Annotated in this window: 23 protein-coding genes; 16 read left to right on the forward strand and 7 right to left on the reverse strand. The window is 68.0% G+C overall.

Annotation, left to right across the window (positions count from 1 at the left end; translation table 11 throughout):
- Window positions 1–21: 21 nt before the first annotated feature.
- Window positions 22–1032 (reverse strand): DNA topoisomerase IB, encoded by a 1011-nt coding sequence (locus tag Q0579_RS04470; protein WP_298809541.1) that lies wholly within the window; start codon window positions 1030–1032, stop codon window positions 22–24.
- A gap of 113 nt (window positions 1033–1145) precedes the next feature.
- On the opposite strand from Q0579_RS04470, the gene Q0579_RS04475 reads away from it, so the two are divergent.
- Window positions 1146–1706, forward strand: coding sequence for a type 1 glutamine amidotransferase domain-containing protein (locus tag Q0579_RS04475; protein ID WP_298809544.1), 561 nt, complete (start codon window positions 1146–1148; stop codon window positions 1704–1706).
- A gap of 34 nt (window positions 1707–1740) precedes the next feature.
- On the opposite strand, the gene Q0579_RS04480 is transcribed toward Q0579_RS04475, so the two are convergent.
- Genes Q0579_RS04480 through Q0579_RS04490 form a run of 3 tightly spaced genes read right to left on the reverse strand, consistent with a single transcriptional unit; the run spans window position 1741 to window position 4254 of the window.
- Window positions 1741–2787, reverse strand: a complete 1047-nt coding sequence (locus tag Q0579_RS04480; RefSeq protein ID WP_298809546.1) for an acyltransferase — start codon at window positions 2785–2787, stop codon at window positions 1741–1743.
- Window positions 2784–4127 carry a putative O-glycosylation ligase, exosortase A system-associated gene (locus Q0579_RS04485; protein WP_298809549.1) on the reverse strand — a complete coding sequence of 448 codons (1344 nt, stop codon included), beginning with the start codon at window positions 4125–4127 and terminating at the stop codon, window positions 2784–2786. Before Q0579_RS04485 ends, Q0579_RS04480 begins: the two co-directional genes overlap by 4 nt.
- Window positions 4120–4254 carry a hypothetical protein gene (locus Q0579_RS04490; RefSeq protein ID WP_298809552.1) on the reverse strand — a complete coding sequence of 45 codons (135 nt, stop codon included), beginning with the start codon at window positions 4252–4254 and terminating at the stop codon, window positions 4120–4122. The genes Q0579_RS04485 and Q0579_RS04490 overlap by 8 nt, the downstream gene beginning before the upstream one ends.
- 398 nt (window positions 4255–4652) lie before the next feature.
- Here Q0579_RS04490 and Q0579_RS04495 point away from each other — a divergent pair, with 398 nt between their 5' ends.
- The 14 genes from Q0579_RS04495 (at window position 4653) to Q0579_RS04560 (ending at window position 17102) form a co-directional block, all read left to right on the forward strand.
- Window positions 4653–6605, forward strand: coding sequence for an AAA family ATPase (locus Q0579_RS04495; protein ID WP_298809555.1), 1953 nt, complete (start codon window positions 4653–4655; stop codon window positions 6603–6605).
- A complete protein-coding gene (locus Q0579_RS04500) occupies window positions 6602–6748 on the forward strand; it encodes a hypothetical protein (protein WP_298809557.1) in 147 nt (48 codons plus the stop codon). Before Q0579_RS04495 ends, Q0579_RS04500 begins: the two co-directional genes overlap by 4 nt.
- A gap of 1 nt (window position 6749) precedes the next feature.
- Window positions 6750–7148 carry an HNH endonuclease signature motif containing protein gene (locus tag Q0579_RS04505; protein ID WP_298809559.1) on the forward strand — a complete coding sequence of 133 codons (399 nt, stop codon included), beginning with the start codon at window positions 6750–6752 and terminating at the stop codon, window positions 7146–7148.
- Window positions 7148–8689, forward strand: a complete 1542-nt coding sequence (locus Q0579_RS04510) for a terminase TerL endonuclease subunit (protein ID WP_298809561.1) — start codon at window positions 7148–7150, stop codon at window positions 8687–8689. Before Q0579_RS04505 ends, Q0579_RS04510 begins: the two co-directional genes overlap by 1 nt.
- A gap of 507 nt (window positions 8690–9196) precedes the next feature.
- On the forward strand, window positions 9197–9406 hold the full coding sequence (locus tag Q0579_RS04515) for a hypothetical protein (RefSeq protein ID WP_298809564.1): 210 nt from the start codon (window positions 9197–9199) through the stop codon (window positions 9404–9406).
- A 1-nt stretch (window position 9407) separates the two neighbouring features.
- The gene (locus tag Q0579_RS04520) at window positions 9408–9830 is read left to right on the forward strand and encodes a hypothetical protein (RefSeq protein ID WP_298809566.1); all 423 of its coding nucleotides are present in this window, start codon (window positions 9408–9410) and stop codon (window positions 9828–9830) included.
- Window positions 9827–10378, forward strand: a complete 552-nt coding sequence (locus Q0579_RS04525) for a hypothetical protein (RefSeq protein WP_298809568.1) — start codon at window positions 9827–9829, stop codon at window positions 10376–10378. Before Q0579_RS04520 ends, Q0579_RS04525 begins: the two co-directional genes overlap by 4 nt.
- A 154-nt stretch (window positions 10379–10532) precedes the next feature.
- Entirely contained in the window at window positions 10533–11741 is a 1209-nt protein-coding gene (locus tag Q0579_RS04530) for a phage major capsid protein (RefSeq protein WP_298809571.1), read from the forward strand.
- Entirely contained in the window at window positions 11741–12280 is a 540-nt protein-coding gene (locus tag Q0579_RS04535; RefSeq protein ID WP_298809574.1) for an HK97 family phage prohead protease, read from the forward strand. The genes Q0579_RS04530 and Q0579_RS04535 overlap by 1 nt, the downstream gene beginning before the upstream one ends.
- Entirely contained in the window at window positions 12277–13425 is a 1149-nt protein-coding gene (locus Q0579_RS04540) for a phage portal protein (protein ID WP_298809577.1), read from the forward strand. The genes Q0579_RS04535 and Q0579_RS04540 overlap by 4 nt, the downstream gene beginning before the upstream one ends.
- The gene (locus Q0579_RS04545; RefSeq protein ID WP_298809579.1) at window positions 13425–13655 is read left to right on the forward strand and encodes a hypothetical protein; all 231 of its coding nucleotides are present in this window, start codon (window positions 13425–13427) and stop codon (window positions 13653–13655) included. Before Q0579_RS04540 ends, Q0579_RS04545 begins: the two co-directional genes overlap by 1 nt.
- On the forward strand, window positions 13648–14655 hold the full coding sequence (locus tag Q0579_RS04550; RefSeq protein WP_298809581.1) for a tyrosine-type recombinase/integrase: 1008 nt from the start codon (window positions 13648–13650) through the stop codon (window positions 14653–14655). Before Q0579_RS04545 ends, Q0579_RS04550 begins: the two co-directional genes overlap by 8 nt.
- Window positions 14656–14742: 87 nt before the next feature.
- Complete coding sequence (locus Q0579_RS04555; RefSeq protein WP_298809583.1) at window positions 14743–15978, forward strand: TIGR04063 family PEP-CTERM/XrtA system glycosyltransferase; 1236 nt, start codon at window positions 14743–14745, stop codon at window positions 15976–15978.
- Window positions 15948–17102, forward strand: coding sequence for a hypothetical protein (locus Q0579_RS04560; RefSeq protein WP_298809585.1), 1155 nt, complete (start codon window positions 15948–15950; stop codon window positions 17100–17102). The genes Q0579_RS04555 and Q0579_RS04560 overlap by 31 nt, the downstream gene beginning before the upstream one ends.
- Here the strand turns inward: Q0579_RS04560 and Q0579_RS04565 are convergent, their stop codons facing one another.
- Together Q0579_RS04565 and Q0579_RS04570 are read right to left on the reverse strand one after the other, a co-directional pair.
- Window positions 17103–17405: a hypothetical protein gene (locus Q0579_RS04565; RefSeq protein ID WP_298809586.1), complete on the reverse strand. Its 303-nt coding sequence runs from the start codon at window positions 17403–17405 to the stop codon at window positions 17103–17105.
- Window positions 17405–17575 (reverse strand): hypothetical protein, encoded by a 171-nt coding sequence (locus Q0579_RS04570; protein WP_219767102.1) that lies wholly within the window; start codon window positions 17573–17575, stop codon window positions 17405–17407. The genes Q0579_RS04565 and Q0579_RS04570 overlap by 1 nt, the downstream gene beginning before the upstream one ends.
- A 133-nt stretch (window positions 17576–17708) precedes the next feature.
- Between Q0579_RS04570 and Q0579_RS04575 the strand changes: the two genes are divergently transcribed.
- Window positions 17709–18332 carry a S24 family peptidase gene (locus Q0579_RS04575; protein WP_298809592.1) on the forward strand — a complete coding sequence of 208 codons (624 nt, stop codon included), beginning with the start codon at window positions 17709–17711 and terminating at the stop codon, window positions 18330–18332.
- Between the two features lie 98 nt (window positions 18333–18430).
- Here Q0579_RS04575 and Q0579_RS04580 read toward each other — a convergent pair whose 3' ends face one another.
- Complete coding sequence (locus Q0579_RS04580) at window positions 18431–18604, reverse strand: hypothetical protein (protein WP_298809595.1); 174 nt, start codon at window positions 18602–18604, stop codon at window positions 18431–18433.
- Between the last annotated feature and the right edge of the window lie 139 nt (window positions 18605–18743).

Consider the following 18743-nt stretch of genomic DNA (forward strand, 5'->3'; position numbering starts at 1 on the left):
TCATTGTTCGCGCGGCAGCGCTCAGGCCGCCTCGGCTGCCTCGTGCTCGGTGCTCAGGAAGGCGATCAGCCCGCGCTCGGCGCGGCTGAGATAGGGAGTCGCGCGCGGCAGCTTCAGTTGGGCGCGGAAAGCCGCCTGCGCGGCCTTGCTTTTGCCTAGCTCGATCAGATCGGGGTGGACGTAGGATTTGCGCGCGATCGATGGCGTGTTGCCCAGGCGCTCAACCACCGGCTCCAGCATCGTCTTGAGCGTAATCGGCTCGGGCGCCTCCGCCAGCGTCTCGAACGCGACGACGCTCGCGCCCCAGGTGCGGAAATGCTTTGCGCTGAAATCCTCGCCCATCGCTTCCTTGATGTAAGCGTTAACGTCGGACGAAGTGATCGGGCGCGGTTCGCCCTCGGCGTCGACATATTGGAACAGCTTTTGTCCCGGCAGGTCCTGGCAGCGTTTGACGAATTGCGCGAGGCTGCGATCGGTGATCGTCAGCATCCGCTCCTTGCCCGATTTCGCGCGATACTTGAGCTTCAGCGTCTTGCCCGCGATCTTGGCGTGACGATCGCGCAGCGTGGTCAGTCCAAAACTCTTGTTGGTCTTGGCGTAGGTCTCATTGCCGATGCGCAGATTGTGCGTGTCGAGCAGCTTCACCACCGCGGCGAGCGTGCGGTCCTTGTCGTGGCGGCGGTGCGCCAGATCTTCCTCCATCCGTCGGCGCAGCTTGGGAAGTGCGAGGCCGAAGCTGACGCATTTGGAATATTTCGCGGCTTCCTGCGCGGCGCGGAACTCGGTGTGGTAGCGGTATTGCTTGCGGCCCTTCTCGTCCCAGCCGACCGCCTGCACGTGGCCGAACGGGTCGAGGCAGAACCAGGCGTTGGTATAGGCGGGGGGCAGGCCGATCGCGTTCAGCCGGTCGATCTCGTCGCGGTCGGTGATGCGCTCGCCGTCGGGCGTCCAGTAGCTCCACTTGCCACCGCGCGTCTTCTTGCGGGTGATGCCGGGCTCGCTGTCGTCGCAATAGTTGATCGTCGCCGTCACGCTGACCGTAACCTCCTCGTGCTCCTTGCAAATGCGTGCGTGGGGCCTTCGTTCCCGGAACGAGCACGTGGGGGCGGGGGTTGAGGCAGACCCTTTGCGACGGAGTTTCCGACATGGCCGACCTATCATCCTTGCGCGTACTGATGCTCGCGACCGACGGTTTCGAGGAAGCCGAGCTGTTCGAGCCGCGTCAGGCGTTGCTCGATGCCGGCGTCAAGGTGACGCTCGCCTCGATCAAGACCGACCCGATCCAGGGCGTGGTCAACGACAGCGAGAAGGGGAAGACGATCACCCCCGACGCGACGCTGGACGAGGTCGACACCGAGGAGTTCGACGCGTTGGTGCTGCCGGGTGGGGTCGGCAACCCCGACAAGATGCGCCTGCAGGAGCGCGCGCTGGAGATCGTCGAAGAGTTCATGGACGACGACAAGATCGTGGCCGCGATCTGCCACGCGCCGTGGCTGCTGGTCGAGGCCGACGTGGTCGACGGACGTCAGGTGACGAGCTGGCCGTCGGTACGCACCGACCTGGAAAATGCCGGGGCGGACGTCGTCGACGAGCAGGTCGTGGTCGACGAGAATCTGATCACCAGCCGCAAGCCTGACGACATCCCCGCGTTCAACAAGGCGATCATCGAGGCGCTGACGCAGGTCGCGGCGGGCGAGGACGCCTGAACCGCGGCGTCCGGCCGGGTGGCGGTGCTTGCCGTCACCCGGCCGGGGCGAGCGCTCGCGCTGCGCCTGCGCGGTTGAGCAAGCGCTGCGCGGGTCGCTCGACATAGCGGTAGAGGAACGCGGACGCGCCGAGCACCAGCAACAGGTAGCCCGTCACCAAGACGGGACCGACCGGCCCGGGCACACGGACGAACACCAACTGGAACAGCTTCCACAGAATGTAGTGCGACAGATAGGTCGCGTAGCTGACCTCCCCCAGATAATGGACCGCGCGCCACTCGAGCGGGTTGCCGCGCCTGCCAGCGGTCAGCGCAATCACGAGCAGCAGCGCGGCGAAGGCGGCGGGGACGACCAGCGTCTCGGGTGCGCCCAGCGCCCAGGTGGCGAGCAGCGCGGCGGCGAGGATTGCGGGGATGAGCGTCGGTGGACGGCGCAGGTAAAGCGCGGCGATCAGCGTGCCGGCGGCGAATTCGCACAAGCAGCGCACGATGCCGAAGCGCGGGATGTCGTGCCCGAGCGACGCGACGTCGGCCATCGCGGCATAGAGGAGGCCGAGCGACACCAGGATCAGCGCGATCAGCGTGACACTCGACCGCTGTCGCCAGTCGATGCCAGCGGCGAGCAGCGGGAAGAGGAGATAGGCGGCAAGCTCGCAACTGATCGACCAGGCGGGGTAATTCCACCGCAGCGGGTCGGCGAAGCCCCAATTCTGCACCAGCAGCAGGTGCGCGGGCAGGTCCTGCGCGCGAAACGCGGCGTCGCTGCGCCCGGTTGCCGCGTAGAGGAGCGCGAGCATCATCGCGACGCTCAGCATCGCGAGGTGGAGCGGCCATACGCGCGCGATCCGTTTCTGCCAGAAGCGCACCGCGGTCGCCATTCCGCCGCCCCGCAGCCGCTCGCCCCAGCTCAGCCAGATGACAAAACCCGAGAGCAGAAAAAAGAAATCGACTGCGAGATAACCCTTTGCCAGCACGTGCTCGGCGGCGGGCGGCAGACCCGCGATCGCGCCGCGCAGATGATAGAGGACGACCAGCCAGGCGGCGAGCCCGCGCACCCCGGTCAGCGCGCGCAACTCGCTCATGCCGGCACTGCCTGCGCACGCGAGCGGCGCACGATGCCGGGCGCGGTCTCCTCGGCGCGGCGGCGCGCCAGATAGGTGTCGAGCCCGATCTGCGCGCCGATCAGCATGTACACGAACGACTGGAACGCGACCGCAATGAAGGCGGCGCCGAACAGATAGACGACGTGCGCGCTCTGCAACCCGGCGGCGAGCGACCCCGCCCAGGCGAACGCACCCTCCTTGTAGCGGCGGCGCAGCACCTCCATCCGCACCAGCCCGATTAGGTTGATCAGCAGCCACAGCCCCAGCCCGACATAGCCCTGTTCGCCCAGCATCTCGAAATAGGCGCTGTGATAACCGCGCGCCTTGTCGGTCACCGTGCTGGTGTGCACCGATCCGTCGGGTGCGGTCTTCACGATGTCGTAGCGGATGCGGTTGCCGCGATACGCCTCGAACCCGCCGCCGAACGGGTGTGTCTTCGCGTAGTCGATCGTCCACTTCCACACCGCGACGCGCGTTGAGGCCGATTCGTCGGCGTCGTGGTTCTGGATCGTGCTCATGCGATTGCTGAACGAGGCCGGCAGGAACGGCACCGCGACAACGCCGGCGGCGGCGATCAGCGACAGGTACATAACCTTGCGCTTGACGTTCCGCAGCGACAGCAGCGCGACCAGCACGATGCAGATCAGCCCCGTCCGCGTCGAGGTGCCGACCGGAATCAGCAGGCAGGCAAAGATCAGCGCGAGGCAGAACAATCGCACGCGGTTGTCGGGCGGAAAGATCGTACCATAGCGCATGAACCAGGCGATTAGCGGAATGATCGCGATCGCGACGGTCGAGATCGTGCTGCCCTCGTACAGCCCCGAATTGTTGTCGACCATCAGGTTGAGCTGGCCGTAGCCGCCACCGCCCGCCAGCGTCTTGATCCCGCCGACGATGATGATCGACGCTGCCGACAGGATCATGAACAGCAGCAGCGCCTCCATCCTGAGCCGAGTGCGCAAGGTGAGCGGCAGGAATGCGGCGAAGAACAGGGTGCGCGACACCCACTCCCATTTCTCCTGCGCCTCGATCGGGAAATCGGCCGCCTGCTTGGTCGCGAAGCAATACAGCATCAGCACCAGGATAAGCGCCTGACGCGGCGCGAAGCGGCTGCCCTTCTTGTCGTCGGTGAGCGCCCAGCCGCCCAGCATCAGCACCGCCGCGATCAAGGAGATCGGCACGCTGTTGAGCAGGTAATAGGTCAACCGCTGCGGCGAGATGATGTCGATATAGACGTAGGCGAGCACGAACAGGAACGGGCGGCGAAACCCGGTGCCCCACAAGGCCAGCAGAAAGGCGATGAAGGCGAGATCACGCACGGCGGCGGCGGCGCTCCACGGCGTCCTGCGGCTTCGACTCGCGATCGAGGTCGGGCCGACGCAGCAGCAGCAGCGCACTGAGCATCATCAGCCCGTGCGCGAGCAGAAGCGCGAAATTGTCGATCATCGCCGCGGCGTCCTCATGCCGGCGGCGATACGCGCGGCGCGGTTGACGCGGCGTAAACTAGGAATCGCATTTTTCCGGGCGAAACGACCGCTCGTGAACGGAAAACCGGCGGCTGCAAGGTCAACGACTTACGCCGACCAACGGAAAACCTATGCGGCCCTGAAAAGCGAAACGCCCGACCCGGCGGCAACCGGATCGAGCGCAGCAATCCCCAACCAGGCGGGCGGGTGCAGTGGGCATACCATCGCGGCGACCTCGCGCATAGCGGGCACGTTGCGCCTGCGGTTCGGTGACGCGGCATGACTCCAGCACAGAACATCACTCGCCACTTCCAAGGCGAGTGGCAGGGATCGCAGGGAGCGTTCCCGACGCCTGGGCACAGCAAAGCCGATCGCGGCATGACTGTGAAGGACGCGGACGGCGGCGACGTGGTTTTCTACAGCCACAACGGCGGCGACTGGCGCGCGGTGAAGGACGAGTGCCGGCGGCTCGGGCTGATCCCGGAGCGGCCGCGTGCGAACGACAACTGCGATCGTGGCGACCGCACGTTGCGGGCAAGGGACGTAGCGGCTTGGGAATACACCGACGCGGAGGGCGTGGTGCTGTACCGCAAGGTGCGCATGGCGCTTCCGAACGGCGGCAAGAGCTACCGTTTCGAGCATCCCGACGGGCGCGGCGGGTGGAAGGCGAAGCGCGGCAACGCGGCGCAGGTGCCCTATCGTCTGCCCGACATTGTCGCGGCCGAACATGCCGCAATCCTCTACATGGCAGAAGGGGAGAAGCAGGCGGACAAGCTGGCGTCATGGGGCTTTCTCGCGACCTCCAGCAAGGATTGGCGCAGCTTCGAGTTCAGCGGCTACGTGAAGGACCGCACCGTCGTCATCCTGCCCGACAATGACGAGGAAGGTGCGCGGATCGCGGAGAGCGCGCGGGAAGCCGTGGAGCGAGCCGAAGGGCGGGCGATCATCCTGACGTTGCCGGACCTGCCAGCAAAAGGCGACATCATGGACTGGAGCGGCGGCGCTGACGATCTTCGCCGGCTAACCGCCGCGGCGTTGCAGCAGCCGGCAGCCATTCTCCCGATCGCCGACCTCGCCGCCTGGGCACGCAGCAAGGCGAGCCCGACGCCCTTCTACATGGCGGGCTATATCCCCGCTGGCGAGGTGACGCTGCTCACCGGCGCGGGCGGCGGCAACAAGTCGACGTTCGGGCAGCAGCTTTCCACCTGTTCGGCTGCCGGGCTCGCGATGCTTGGCGTCGACGTGATGCAGGGATCGACTCTCTACATCACAGCCGAGGATGATCCTGATCGCTTGCACTGGATGCAGGAGCATATCTGTCGGGCGCTGGGCGTCGACATGGCGAGCCTTGCTGGCAAGCTGCACCTCGCCAGCATCCGGGGCCGACTGAACAACGAGCTGGCGACCTTCGATGCGGATGGCCGGCTCAAGCCGCAGGAAGCGTTCCAGCTGGTGCGCTCGACTATCGAGGCGACCGGGGCTCGGCTGATCGTGCTCGACAACGTGGCGCACCTGTTCGCGGGCAACGAGAACGACCGCGCGCAGGTGACGGCGTTCGTGAACCTGCTCTACGTGCTCTGTCGCGAGCTTGGCGTGACGATCGTGCTGATCGCCCATAAGAACAAGGCCGGTGACAGCTACAGCGGCTCGACCGCCTGGCTAAACGCGGTACGCTCGCAACTGGTGCTGGAGCGCCCGGAAGGGTTCGATCCCGACGCCCGCGTGATGACGGTGGGCAAGGCCAACTACGCGCGGCCCGATCAGCAGCTCGCGTTCCGCTGGCACGACTTCGCGCTGATCCTCGACACCGACTTGCCCGACGATCGGCGTGCTGAGCTGGCGGCTACCATCGCCGCCAGCGCCAGCAACTCCGCGTTCCTCGCCTGTCTCGCCGAACGCAACAAGCAGCGCCGTCACGTAAGCGAGAAGCCGACCGCCTCAAACTATGCGCCCAAGCAGTTCGAGGGGATGCCTGAGGCGAAGGGGTTGCCTCGCAAGCAGCTCGAAGATGCGATGGATCGATTGTTCCGGATCGGCGCTATCGAGCGCGGCTTCCTCTATCGCGACACTGCCGAGGGCAAGGATATTCACGGGCTCCGGGAGGCTTCCGGAAACCCGGAAAGCTCTCCGGAAGGCTCCCGGAAGGTGTATCCGGAAAGCTCCGGAAACCCGCACCTATCAACCGGAAACACACCCCCTTATACTACGTACAACGGCGCGGCCCCCTCAGGGTCCGCCGCGCCTTCCCGTGAGAACGAAAATACGGGGGTAGGGACACGCGGCGAGATACTCGCGCCCAACGAACAGCCGACCCGCGGATGGCTGTCGTGAGCCCCGCGCCACGCCTCGCCGACCTCGCCCGCAAGCTGGGCAGGCTGACCCCCGATTGGCGCAATCCCGAACGCTACTTCGAGAACCGGAGCGAGATCGAGCGCGAGATGCGCCGGCTCGCCAAGCACCTGGAGGATCACTGACATGGCCGCGTGGCCCTACAACACCGCGCGCTGGCAACGCCTGCGCCTCGCCCACCTCAAGCGCTTCCCGCTATGCGAGGGGTGCGAGAAGGCGGGGCGAGGTGCCGTGCGTGCCAACACCGTCGATCACCGCCGCCCGATCAGCGACGGCGGACCAGCGTTCCCTGCGCACGACGGCCTCGCCAGCTACTGCGCGTCGTGCCACAGCCAGAAGACGGCGAGGGGCAGCGAGGCGGGTGCCGTGCGCACCACGAGGGCGTTGCAGCCGCGCAAGGGCTGCGATGCGAATGGATGGCCGCTCGACGCCGCGCACCCGTGGAACGCCAGAAAATCGCTCACAGCTGGCCAGCCTAAGACCGACGCCCCCCTTCGCGCTCAATTAGTTTCGAAGCGCGACTGATGGGCGCTCGTGGACCAGGCGCAAGTCGGTTGCGCGCCGCGGCACGTCGCCCCGGATCGAACAAGGTCAACCATCCGTGGGGTAAGAAGGGGATGCCGGCGGACGAACGGGTGCTCGCGTTCTTGCGCACGCTGCCGATCGTGTCGGGCCTGCGCGCGGGCGAGAAGATGGAGCTGCTAGAGTTCCAGGAGCGGTTCGTGCGCGGCGTGTACGCGGAGACGGAAGGGGAGCGGGTGGTGCGCCTCGCCGGGCTGTCGCTGGCGCACCTGCTCGGCCCGATGAAGGAACCGCACGGCGAGTGCTACGCGGCTGCGCTCGACCGGGAACAGGCGGGCGTGCTCTACCGCATGGTGCGCGCCTACATCGAGGCGACGCCGTGGATGGCGGCAGCGGTGAACATCCGCGACTGGCACAAGTCGATCGAGGTCGAGGCGGATCGCTCGACGTGGACCGCGCTCACCAGCGACGCACGCAAGGCGCACGGCCTCGCGCCCTCGTTCTGGATCGCGGACGAGGTGGCGCAATGGCGTTCGCGCGAGCTGTGGGACAACCTCAAGACCGGCATGGCGAAGCGCCGCAACGCGCTGGGAGTGACGATCAGCACGCAGGCGGCGGACGACATGCATTTCTGGTCGGGGATCCTCGACGCGGAGCCGGTGCCGTCGTTCTACGTGCAGCTGCACGCCGCGCCGGCTGATTGCGCGCTAGACGATCGCGAGGCGTGGCAGGCGGCGAACCCGGCGCTGGGCGAGTTCCTCAACCTGGACGAGTTCGCCGACGCCGCGGCGATGGCGATGCGCTCGCCGTCGTTCGAGCCCGCGTTCCGGCTGCTGAACCTCAACCAGCGGGTCGCGGCCGAGGGGCGGTTCATCAACCCGGCCGAGTGGGAGGCGAACGGCGAGCCGTTCGACGTGCTCGAGCTGGAGGGGCAGCGATGCTTTGGCGGGTTGGACCTGTCGAGCACGCGCGACCTGACCGCGTTGTCGCTGTGGTTTCCCGATGCCGGCAAGCTGCTCGCCTGGCACTTCGTGCCGAAAGACACGATCGCGGAGCGCGTCGAGCGCGACCGGGTGCCCTATGATCGCTGGGCAGCCGATGGGTGGATCGAGACGACGCCCGGCCGCGCAACCGATCGGGTCGCGGTGGCGCGGCAGATCGCGGACATTCGGCAGCGGTACGACGTGCGCGGTATCGCCTTCGATCGCTGGCGGTTCGAAGACCTGGGCAAGCTGCTGTCCGACGAGGGTATCGACCTGCCGATGGTCGAGTTCGTGCCGGGGTTCAAATCCTACGCGCCGGCGGTCGACGCCTTCGAGCGCGCGCTGATCGAGCGGCGAATGCAGCACAACGGCTCGCCGGTTCTCAAATGGCAGGCGGGCAACATCATCGTCGAGCCCGACCCCACCGGCAACCGCAAGCCCGCGAAGAACAAGTCGATCGACAAGATCGACGGGCTGGTGGCCGCGATCATGGCGTGCGGGCTGGCCGCTACGGACGAAGGGCCGAAGGTGTACCGGGGGGCGGGGGTAGGATGGCTTTAGTCTTACCGATTGGACCAGTATTCCCGTTCGTCTTCGCTCATCTCGTTCAGTATAGCGTCGGTTACAATTATGGCGCTTGCCTCAGCCTCTTTGATTTTCGAGCGCTTTTCCGCCACTGCCGCCAATCTTGCAGCTTCTATCGCGCGGATGTTCTCGATTGATACGGGATCGTTGTTCTGTTTCTGGCGAGCGATAGAGCCCGCATTTAAGACGGTTGAACCCCCGCGATACCCGCCACGACTCACGGCAACTTCTCCCTTAAAATGAGCCTGATCGCCTCAGGCCTTGTCGGCGGCGTTGCCTGCTGGGTGATCCATGCATCGAGAGCGGCGAGCTGATCGGGCTGAAGACGAACGCCAATCAGCTGGCCCGACTGTCCGGGTCGCTTGGGGCTTCTGTTATCAGTAGTTGCAGGCGACATGGTTAACTGATAACAGAATGGCGAGCCGGGCGGAAGCTACCAACGACCGCGCCGGCTCTGACCACAACGATCAAAGGACGATCGACATGGCTTCTCGTGCCCCTATCACGGGCGCGCCGACGCGCGCACCCTCGAATGTTGTCCCACTCAAGCGCCCCGAAGACCCGCTGGCGTTCGCACCGGGCGTGCCCCCGTTTGATCGCAGCAACCCGCTCCACGTCCGCGCCTGGAACACGATGATCCAGATGGCGGTGAGCGCCGACCGGCTCGGCTGCATCACCGGGGAGGGCCGCTGACATGGCGAGCGCAGCACCTAACGATGTTGTCGTGCAAGCTTTCATGGCGGCTCGCGCACACGAAGATCATCTCGATCAGACCTCATCGACCCTCGATACCCTGGACGTGCGCACGGCGCAGTTCGCCCGACACGGCGCAGAGCACTACGCCATCAACTGGGGCATTCGTGGCGCAGAGCACGGCGCTCTCGTGGCGTTGCTGGCAGCGTCGCGGTTGGACACGCTTGTTGGCGGGTACGGCATCCCGAACGATCGCCGGCAGAAGGTCGTCACCTTCGGCATCGAGGAAATGAACGAGGTGCGGACGATCAAGCACGCGCTGCTCAACCTGTGGAAGTTCCTCGATCCCGGCCGCGACCGTGTGCTCGCGCCACTGGCGGTCGACCTCGGGTTGGTCGACCAGAACGGGCAGGAGGTGGATTGAACAAAAAGGAAACTCGCCTCTTGCGTTTACCCAGAGGGTTCAATACCTATGGGTTAAACCAAGAGGTGATGAACATGGCTCCTTCCCCAAAACTTACCACTGCCGTGGCGTGCCGCGTGGCCCGCCTAAACCGTGACCGCTTCAATGAGCACGTCGCCGCGGGCGCGTTCGGGTGCGCACCGGCCACCGTGCCGGGGCGTGCTCGCTTGTTCGATCAGCACGACATGATCGCGCTGTGGCTGTTCCGCGAGCTGATGGACGACGGGTTCAACGCGCAGCGCGCGGGCGCAATGGCGTGCGCCGTGGGCGAGGCGGCTCGCCAGAACCCCGACGCGCCGGCCATCTCCTACGTGCAGGATTACTTCGCTGGCCGCGGCGATGCGTTCCCGGCCGATCAAGTTCCGGCTCATGCGGAATGGGACGACGTGCTGTTCAGCGGCACCGACATTCGCAAGGTCACGACGTTCCGCATCGGCAAGCTGCGCGACATGATCGCGCGCTACACCGCCGAGGAAGCGGCCATCATCGGCGATCCGGACGCCGAGTGAACCAGACACCACCCCTGACCGCCCGCGCTTGGGCATCGCCGATCGGGAGGGGTGGCCTCGCGCGTAACCCCGATCGGCACTCCTTCCATCGTCGTGAGACAGACGGGTTCACCGCGCCGGGGGCTCCGGCCCCCGGCCAGCATGAGGTTACACAATGAGCAAGCTCGCCGCCCTCCTCGAAAAGCGCACGGCGATCGTCGCGCGCATGAACGAGGCGCACACCGCCGACAACGACAACGACTTCAAGGCAGCCGAGACGGAGTTGCGCGGCCTCGACACTCAGATCGACCGCCAGCGCGCGCTCGACGCCGCCGACCGCACCGACCTGGGCACGCCGCTGACCGGGGAGCGCACGCCCGAGTTCCGCAACTACAGCCTCGCGCGCCGCATCGCCGCGCAGCTCGACCCGACGATCGACGCCGGGCGCGAGCTAGAGATCGAGCAGGAGCTGCAGCGTCGCTCCGATATGCCGGCGCAGGGCATCCGCGTGCCGCTCGAATACTTCGAGACGCGTGACGCGCAGACCACCGCCACCAGCGCGGCGATCGTGCCGACCGACTTCCGTCCGGAGCTGTTCACGTCGGCGCTCACCGCGGCGACCGTCATGCAGACGATGGGTGCAACCGTGCTCACTGGCCTGTCGGGCAACGTCGTGATCCCGCGCGAAACCGGATCGCCGAACGTCGGCTGGGTCAACGAGAACGAGGCGCTGCCGACCGGGAACGCCAGCTTCGATAGCCTGACCCTCGCACCGCACCACGTCGGCGCCATCACGGAGCTTTCCCGCCAGCTCATCATGCAGGCGAGCCCGGCGGCGGACGGCATCCTGCGCCAGATGCTTTCGCGCAACATCGCGCTGGAGATCGACCGCGCCGCCATCGCCGGCACCGGCACGAACGCGCAGCCGACCGGCATCCTGAACGATCCGCTGGTGCCGACCGTCGCTTTCGACACGGACCTGTTCACGACCACCGCAAACATGATCGGCAAGGCGGACCTCGCCAACGTCGGCAACACGCGCAGCTTCCTGTCGACCAACGGCGTGAAGGGCGTGGCAGCCAAGACGCGCGACACCAACGGGCACCCGATCCCGTTCGCGGAAATCTTCCACAACGAGCCGGCACGCTTCTCCAACCAGGTGCCCGCCAACCTCGCGCCGAACGCGAACAAGCACGGGCTGATCTATGGCGACTGGAGCGACTTCCTGATCGGCATCTGGTCGCAGCTCGACATTCTCGTGAACCCCTACGCGGAGACGGCCTACTCGAAGGGCAACATCCTGATCCGCGCGATGGCAACGGTGGACTTCGGCGTTCGTCGCCCGGCCTCGTTCGTCAAGGCAACCGGCGTGGCGGCAGCGTGATGGCGGCGGCACCCCTCATCGAGCGTCGCGCCTTCACCGAGGTGCGGTCGAGCGGGCGGCGCCTGGAGGGGTATGCCGCCACCTTCGGCAGCGAAGCGCAGCTGGGCAAGTTCGTGGAGACGATCGAGCCCGGCGCGTTCCGCTCCAGTCTCACCGGCGACGTGCTGGCGCTGCTCGACCACGATGCGGGCAAGGTGCTCGGGCGCACGCGCTCGGGCACGCTGCGGCTGTCCGAGGATAGCCGCGGGCTCGCCTTCTCGCTCGACCTGCCCGAGACGGCAGCCGGGCGCGACGCGCTGGCGCTTGCCGAGCGTGGCGACCTGGGCGGTATGTCGTTCGGGTTCACGGTGCCGCGCAACGGCGATCGGTGGGCGGGCAGCAAGCGCAGTCTCGTGAACGTGGCGCTTCGCGAGATCAGCGTCGTGTCGGCGTGGCCAGCCTATCCCGACACCGAGCTTGCCTTGCGCTCGCGCACCGACCCCGCGGCAGCCGCACGCGCCCGCCGCCTCATTCTCGCGGAGCTTGGCGCATGGGCATGATCGACCGCCTCGCATCGTTCGCCGGCTTCGAGCGGCGTTCCGACACCAGCCTGACCGATCCGTCGTGGAGCGCGATTGCGCCCGGCATCGGCTACCCCGGCGCGCTGTCGGCCCGCGCGCATGAGAACCTATCCACGGTGCTCGCCTGCACCAGCGCGATCAGCACCGCGCTCGCCTATGTGCCGGCGCTGATCTACAGCAACCGGGGCGATACTCGCACGGAGCTGCTCGACCACCCTGTGCGCCGCCTGACGCGCGCGGGCGTGAACGACACCACCACCTGGCCCGACTTTCTCGAACACCTCGTGGCGTCGGCGCTGCTCACTGGCAACGGCCTCGCGACGATCGAGCGCGACGGCGGCGGCGCAATCACCGGACTGTCATGGGTGCCGTGGGGTATGGTGACGGTGCAGTACCTGCGCAGCGGCCGGCTCGCCTATGACGTGGCAGACGGCCGGGGAGGGGTGCAGCGCTACCTACAGGGCGAGGTGCTGCACCTGCGCGACCGAACCGATGATGGGTTGATCGGCCGTTCGCGCCTCTCGCGCGCGGCGGACGCGGTGGCGGGTGTGATCGCGTCCAACACCTTTGCGCGTGCCTTTCTGGAGAAGGGCGCGCAGCCGAGCGGGATCATCAGCTACGACGGGCCGATGACGCTCGAACAGCGTGACAGCCTGCGCGACGCCTACAACCGCAAGCACGCCGGTGCGGGCAACGCCGGGCGCGTGATGATCCTGGACGATGGGCTCAAGTGGACGCAGATGCAGATCAGCCCCGAGGACGCGGAGCTGCTGGAAAGCCGCAAGTTCGGCGTGGAGGAAATCTGCCGGCTGTTCCAGGTGCCGCCCCCGCTGGTGCAGGACTACAGCCACAACACCTTCACCAATTCGGAGACGGCCGGGCGCTGGTTTGCGCAGTTCACGCTCGCGCCTTGGGCGCGCAAGCTGGAGGCAGAGTTCGCGCGTAGCGTGCTGGTCGACGGCACCGAGCTGGAGCTTGACCTATCGGGCTTCCTGCGCGGCGATCCTCAGACCCGCTGGGCAAACCACAAGATCGCGATCGACGCGGGCGTGCTCGACGCTGACGAGGTGCGGCAGGTTGAAGGCTGGAACCCGCGCGGTAAGCCGGTGGAGGCGGGGGAGTAATGGCAAGCGCGCCTGACTGGCCTGCGATGATGCGCCGCGCGACCGCCGCGAGCTACTGCGACATGAAGGTCGCGGAGTTCGAGGGCGAGGTCGCGACCGGGCGTTTCCCGTCGCCGGTCCTGCTCGGGCGCGAGGAACGCTGGAGCCGCAAGCTGTTGGACGAGGCGCTTGAACGCCTAACAGGTTCAGCCGCGCCCGACTGGCGTCGAGGGAGCAACCTATATGCGTAAGCTGCCCTACGTGAAGCTCGTTACCGCGAAGGGGAAGCGGTACACCTATTTCGACACCGGCACGAAAACGCCAGCCGGCAAGCCGATCTACACGCGGCTGCCCGCGATCGGCACGGCCGGGTTCGGCGACGCCTATGCCTCGTGTCTGGCAGGTCGCACCCGGCGCGCGAACGTGGCGGCGGTGCTGACCGTGCCGGCGCTGATCGACCTCTACGAACGCAGCCCGGAGTTCCACCGCCTAGCACCCTCCACGCGCCGCACGTACAGCCTGTACCTCGCCGTTATCGCCAAGCAGCTGAACACCGCGCCGGCCGGCGAGGTCGAGCGGCGCGACGTGTTGCAGATGCGCGCGAAGATGGCGGATCGCACCGGCGCGGCGAACGGCATGATCCGCACCATGCGCGCGCTGTACCGCTGGTCGCGTGACAACGAGCACGTGACGAACGATCCCTGCGCTGGCGTCGCGCTGTTCGACTCGAAGGATTACGAGCCGTGGCCCGACGACCTGCTCGACCAGGCGCTCGCCAGCGACGATCCCGCGATCAGGCTACCGGCCGCGCTGCTCTACTACACCGCGCAGCGTATCGGCGACGTGTGCAAGATGCGCTGGAGCGACGTGCGCGACGGCTTCGCGATGGTGAAGCAGGAGAAGACCGGCAAGGACATGGAGATCCTGCTGCACGCCTCCCTGCGCGCCGAGCTGGACCGGAGCCCGCGCGCGGCCCTGACGATCCTCGCCGATAGCGTCGGACGCCCACTCAAGGTCGCGGCTCTACGCGACCGATTGCAGACATGGGCGGCGGAGCGCGAGCACAAGATCGTGCCGCACGGCCTGCGCAAGAACGCGGTGAACGCCTTGCTGGAGGCGGGCTGCACCGTCGCGGAAACTGCCGCTGTCAGCGGGCAGTCGCTCCAGATGGTCGAGCACTACGCGAAGCGCCGTTCGGGCCGGAAGCTGTCAACTGCGGCGATCCACAAGCTGGAGCGGTCCAAAGCATGAACAGGAAAACCGAGTGGAAAACCACAGCGATTACCGAGGAGGTTGAGTTGACGCGGCGTTAAACCTGCCTGGGGCAGGAGGGTCGCCATGCGCATCCTCCACGTTCTCGATCACGGCTTGCCGCTGCAGAGCGGCTACACCTTTCGCACCCGCGCGATCCTGACCGCGCAGATGGCGCGCGGGTGGCAGGTCGCGGCGGTCACGGGGGCGCGGCAGGGGGCAACCGCGTTGGCGGAAGAGAAGGTCGACGGGATCGACTTCTTCCGCACTACGCCGCCGGGCAAACTGCCTGCGCCACTGGGTGAGCTGCGCGAGATCGCGGCACTCGCCGCCCGCGTCGAAGAGGTGGCGGAGCGGTTCCGCCCCGACGTGCTCCACGCGCATTCGCCGGTGCTGGGCGGGCTCGCCGCGCTACGCGTTGCGCGCCGTCGGGGCTTGCCGCTGCTCTACGAAATTCGCGCCTTCTGGGAGGATGCCGCGGTCGGCAACGGGACGGGGCGCGAGGGAAGCGCACGCTACCGCGCGACGCGCGCGCTGGAGACGTGGCTATGCCGCCGCGCCGACGCGGTCGCGGTGATCTGCGACGGGCTTCGCGGCGACCTGATCGCGCGCGGCATTCCACCTGCCAAGATCATCGTGTCGCCCAACGGCGTTGACCTGACGCTGTTCGGCACCCCGCCGGTGCGTGACACGGCCCTCGCGGCCGAATTGGGGCTGGGCGACGAGGTGATCGGCTTCATCGGCAGCTTCTACGATTACGAAGGCCTGGACGACCTGATCGCCGCGATGCCCGCGCTGGTGGCGGCGCGGCCTGGCGCGCAACTGCTGCTGGTCGGCGGCGGGCCGATGGAGGCGGCGCTGCGCGCGCAGGCGAACGCTTCGCCTGTGGCGGCGCAGATCCGCTTCGTCGGGCGCGTGCCGCACGCCGAGGTCGAGCGTTACTACAGCCTGGTCGACGTGCTCGCCTATCCCCGCAAGCGGATGCGGCTGACCAATCTCGTCACGCCGTTGAAGCCGCTGGAGGCGATGGCGCAGGAACGGATCGTCGCCGCGTCCGACATCGGCGGCCACCGCGAACTGATCCGCGACCGCGACACCGGCACGTTGTTCGCGCCCGACGATCCGGCCGCGATCGCCGCGGCGCTGGCGGGATTGCTCGCCGATCGATCCGAATGGCCCGCCCGGCGGCGGCGCGCGCGCGCCTTTGTCGAGGCCGAGCGTAACTGGTCGTCAAATATTGCGCGCTACGACCCCGTTTACCACGAACTCGCGAACGCGCGGCAGGACCCAGCATGGCAAGCACATTCCCCCTTGAACGCGTGAGGCATCATGCCGCGCCCGCGATCGCGCTGCTGATCGGGCTCGGCGTCGCGGTCGGCATCGCCACGGTGCCGAGCGACGTGCTGAACGCCGCGGTCGACCGCGCCGGGTTCGCGAGCGTGCTGCCCGCCGCCGCGTCACCGATCGGCACGACCGGGCGCACGATCCTGGCGCTCGCGGCAGGCGCGCTGATCGCCGCGTGCGGCTTTGCGCCGCAGGGCAAGGCATGGCTGCGCGCGCGGCTCGACGCCTTCGCGCGCGCGCCGCGTGCGGTCGTCGATGGCGAGGAGGAGCCGGCACCGGTCGTGCGCCGCGCCGACGCGCACCCGGACGCACCGCCGCGTCGCCCGATCCGCGCGGCGAGCGACCTGGGCGATCCGCTGCCGATCTTCGGCGAGGAGGATCACCGGTCCGCCCCGCTGCCGCCGCCCGCCGAGCAGCCGCTGCCCGCCGATCTCGACCGCCCGCTCGCCGATTTCGATCCCGCCGCGGTGCCGCTGCGACCGATGGCACCGCCAGAGCCGCTTCCGCCGCTTGTCCGCCGCGCCGAGCCGGTCGCGACGCACGAGGTAGCCGCGCCAAGCGCCGCGGCGCTCCCCCGCGAGGAGGAACCGCGCGCGTGGGTCGAGCAGGTCGATGAGCCGAAAACCGATGCGAGCGGCGGGAGCGACGAGGCCGAGTGGCGCGAATGGGTCGAAGACGATCATCGCGAAACCGTGCCGCCGCCGGTTCTGGCACCAGAACCTGTCGAGACGGCGGCGATGCAACCCGGCCAGCTTGGCGAAGACGCGGTCGCTCCGATAGCGCCGGGTGCGCCTGCAAGCGAGCCGGCGGCACGCGCGCCGGTTTCGCCGCGCCTGGTGAGGCCCGGCGCGCAATCGCCCGCCGCGTTCGCGAGCGTGGCGGAAGACGAGTCGATCGCGGGGTTGCTCGCCCGGCTGGAACGCGGTGCGGCGCAGCGGCGGATCGTCGCGGCCCCGATCGCTGCGCCGCCGCAGGTGTCCGCCACGGTGGCCGAGCCGCAGCCGGCACCTTCACCGATCGGCGACGCGACACCCGCCGAACCGCCCGCGCCGGTGTCACTCGACGACACGCTGCAACGCCTGCGCCGTCTCGCCGCGGGGTGATCAGGCGAGCGCGACCGTCACGCCCTCAAGCCGGAAGCGCGCGGCGTCGCCCGCACCCTCGCGCGCGCTGACGCGGAGTTCGGCAACGACGTGACCAGGCACCGCCAGTTCGTCGTCCTGCAAGGTGGCGAGCCAGGCGTCTAGCGCGTCGCCGCGCGTGCCGCATGCCTCAACCACGTGACGCGCTCCGGTGAAGGTCGCGGAGCGCCACTCGCGCGCGGCGTGCGACGCGATCGCGATCGGCGCGCCCGCACGCCGCGCCGACGCGCACAATGCGCGCTCCAGCCGCTCGGCCGCGCGCATCAGCGTTGCTCCATCATCGCGGTGACCCGCGCGCAGATGCTCGGGCCCGGCACGCGGCCGCGGCGCAGGTCGTGAACGAGACGCGGATCGCGCACTGCCAGCCGTCCGAACTTCGTCTCGGGCATGCCGGTGTGACGCAGATATCGGTCGATGTCGGTCAGCAAGGTCATTCGGCATTCCCCCCCAAAGCACGGGTCGCAGGTCGAAGATCCCGGGCCACGAATCGGTGTTCCGGGAACCTGTTCACGACCTGTTCCTCATTTCCCTACTTGTCTAGGAAATTTCCTGCGACTAGCGATCGGCATGGTCGAAACACCCCGAAACGCGCTCGATCGCCTGGCGCTGGCGCGCGGAGTGAGTTTGGCTGGTTTGTCGCGGATGCTGGGGCGCAACGTGGCGTACCTGCAGCAATATGTCCGGCGCGGGACGCCGCGCGTCCTGCCCGAGCGCGACCGGCGCATGCTCGCCGCCTTCTTCGATGTCGACGAGGCGGTGCTGGGTGGGCCCGTACCCGACGCGCCCGCGCTGGTGCGCGTACCCTATCTGGCGCTGGCAGCCTCGGCAGGGCCAGGTGCCGCGCCCGCGGACGAGCGCGTCGTGCGCTATGAAGCGTTCGCGCCCGACACGCTGCGCGCCACCGGCATCGCCGCGGCCGACGCGTCGATCATCGGCGTGCGCGGCGATTCGATGGCGCCGGCCATCTGCGACGGCGACCGCGTGCTGGTAGATCGCGGCGCGCGCGCGGTGCCCGCGGGTGGCGACCTGTTCGTGATCCGCGTCGATGATCTGCTGGCGCTCAAGCGCGTGCGGCGCCACGGTGCGGCGATGGTGATCGCGAGCGACAATCCCGATTACGCGCCGATCGAACGTCCAGCGCGCGAGGTGACGGTGATCGGGCGCGCGCGATTGCTGCTACGCGATCTGTGAAGCGGACGCAGTGGCACGGGTCCGGGCAGGGGAGGTCCTGCCGTGCCGCACCGTTTTACCCGCTCAGCGCCTCGCGTGTCACGACGGGCAGACCACCCTTAGCGGCGGCGATCGATTAGCCAGATCGCGAGCGCGATCACGCCGCCGAGCGCGACCCCGCCGAGGAAGCCGAGCGATGGCTGGCGCAGCGCGATGCCCAGCACCGTTCCGCCCAGCGCGCCCGCGGCGATGAAGAAACCGCCCGCGGCGGAGGGTCTGTTCGGCTGGCTCATGCCGCGCGCTGTGCCACGTCGCCCGACGCGATGCCAGCCGCCCTGTTTGGCGGTCAGCCGCTGATCCGGGCGCGACCAACCGTGGTCGTGCTGCGCCGCCGCACGCGCTTTGCCCCTGTTGTCGCGCGATCGTGCGAGC

The sequence above is a fragment of the uncultured Sphingomonas sp. genome (assembly GCF_936927845.1).
Lineage (GTDB): Bacteria > Pseudomonadota > Alphaproteobacteria > Sphingomonadales > Sphingomonadaceae > Sphingomonas.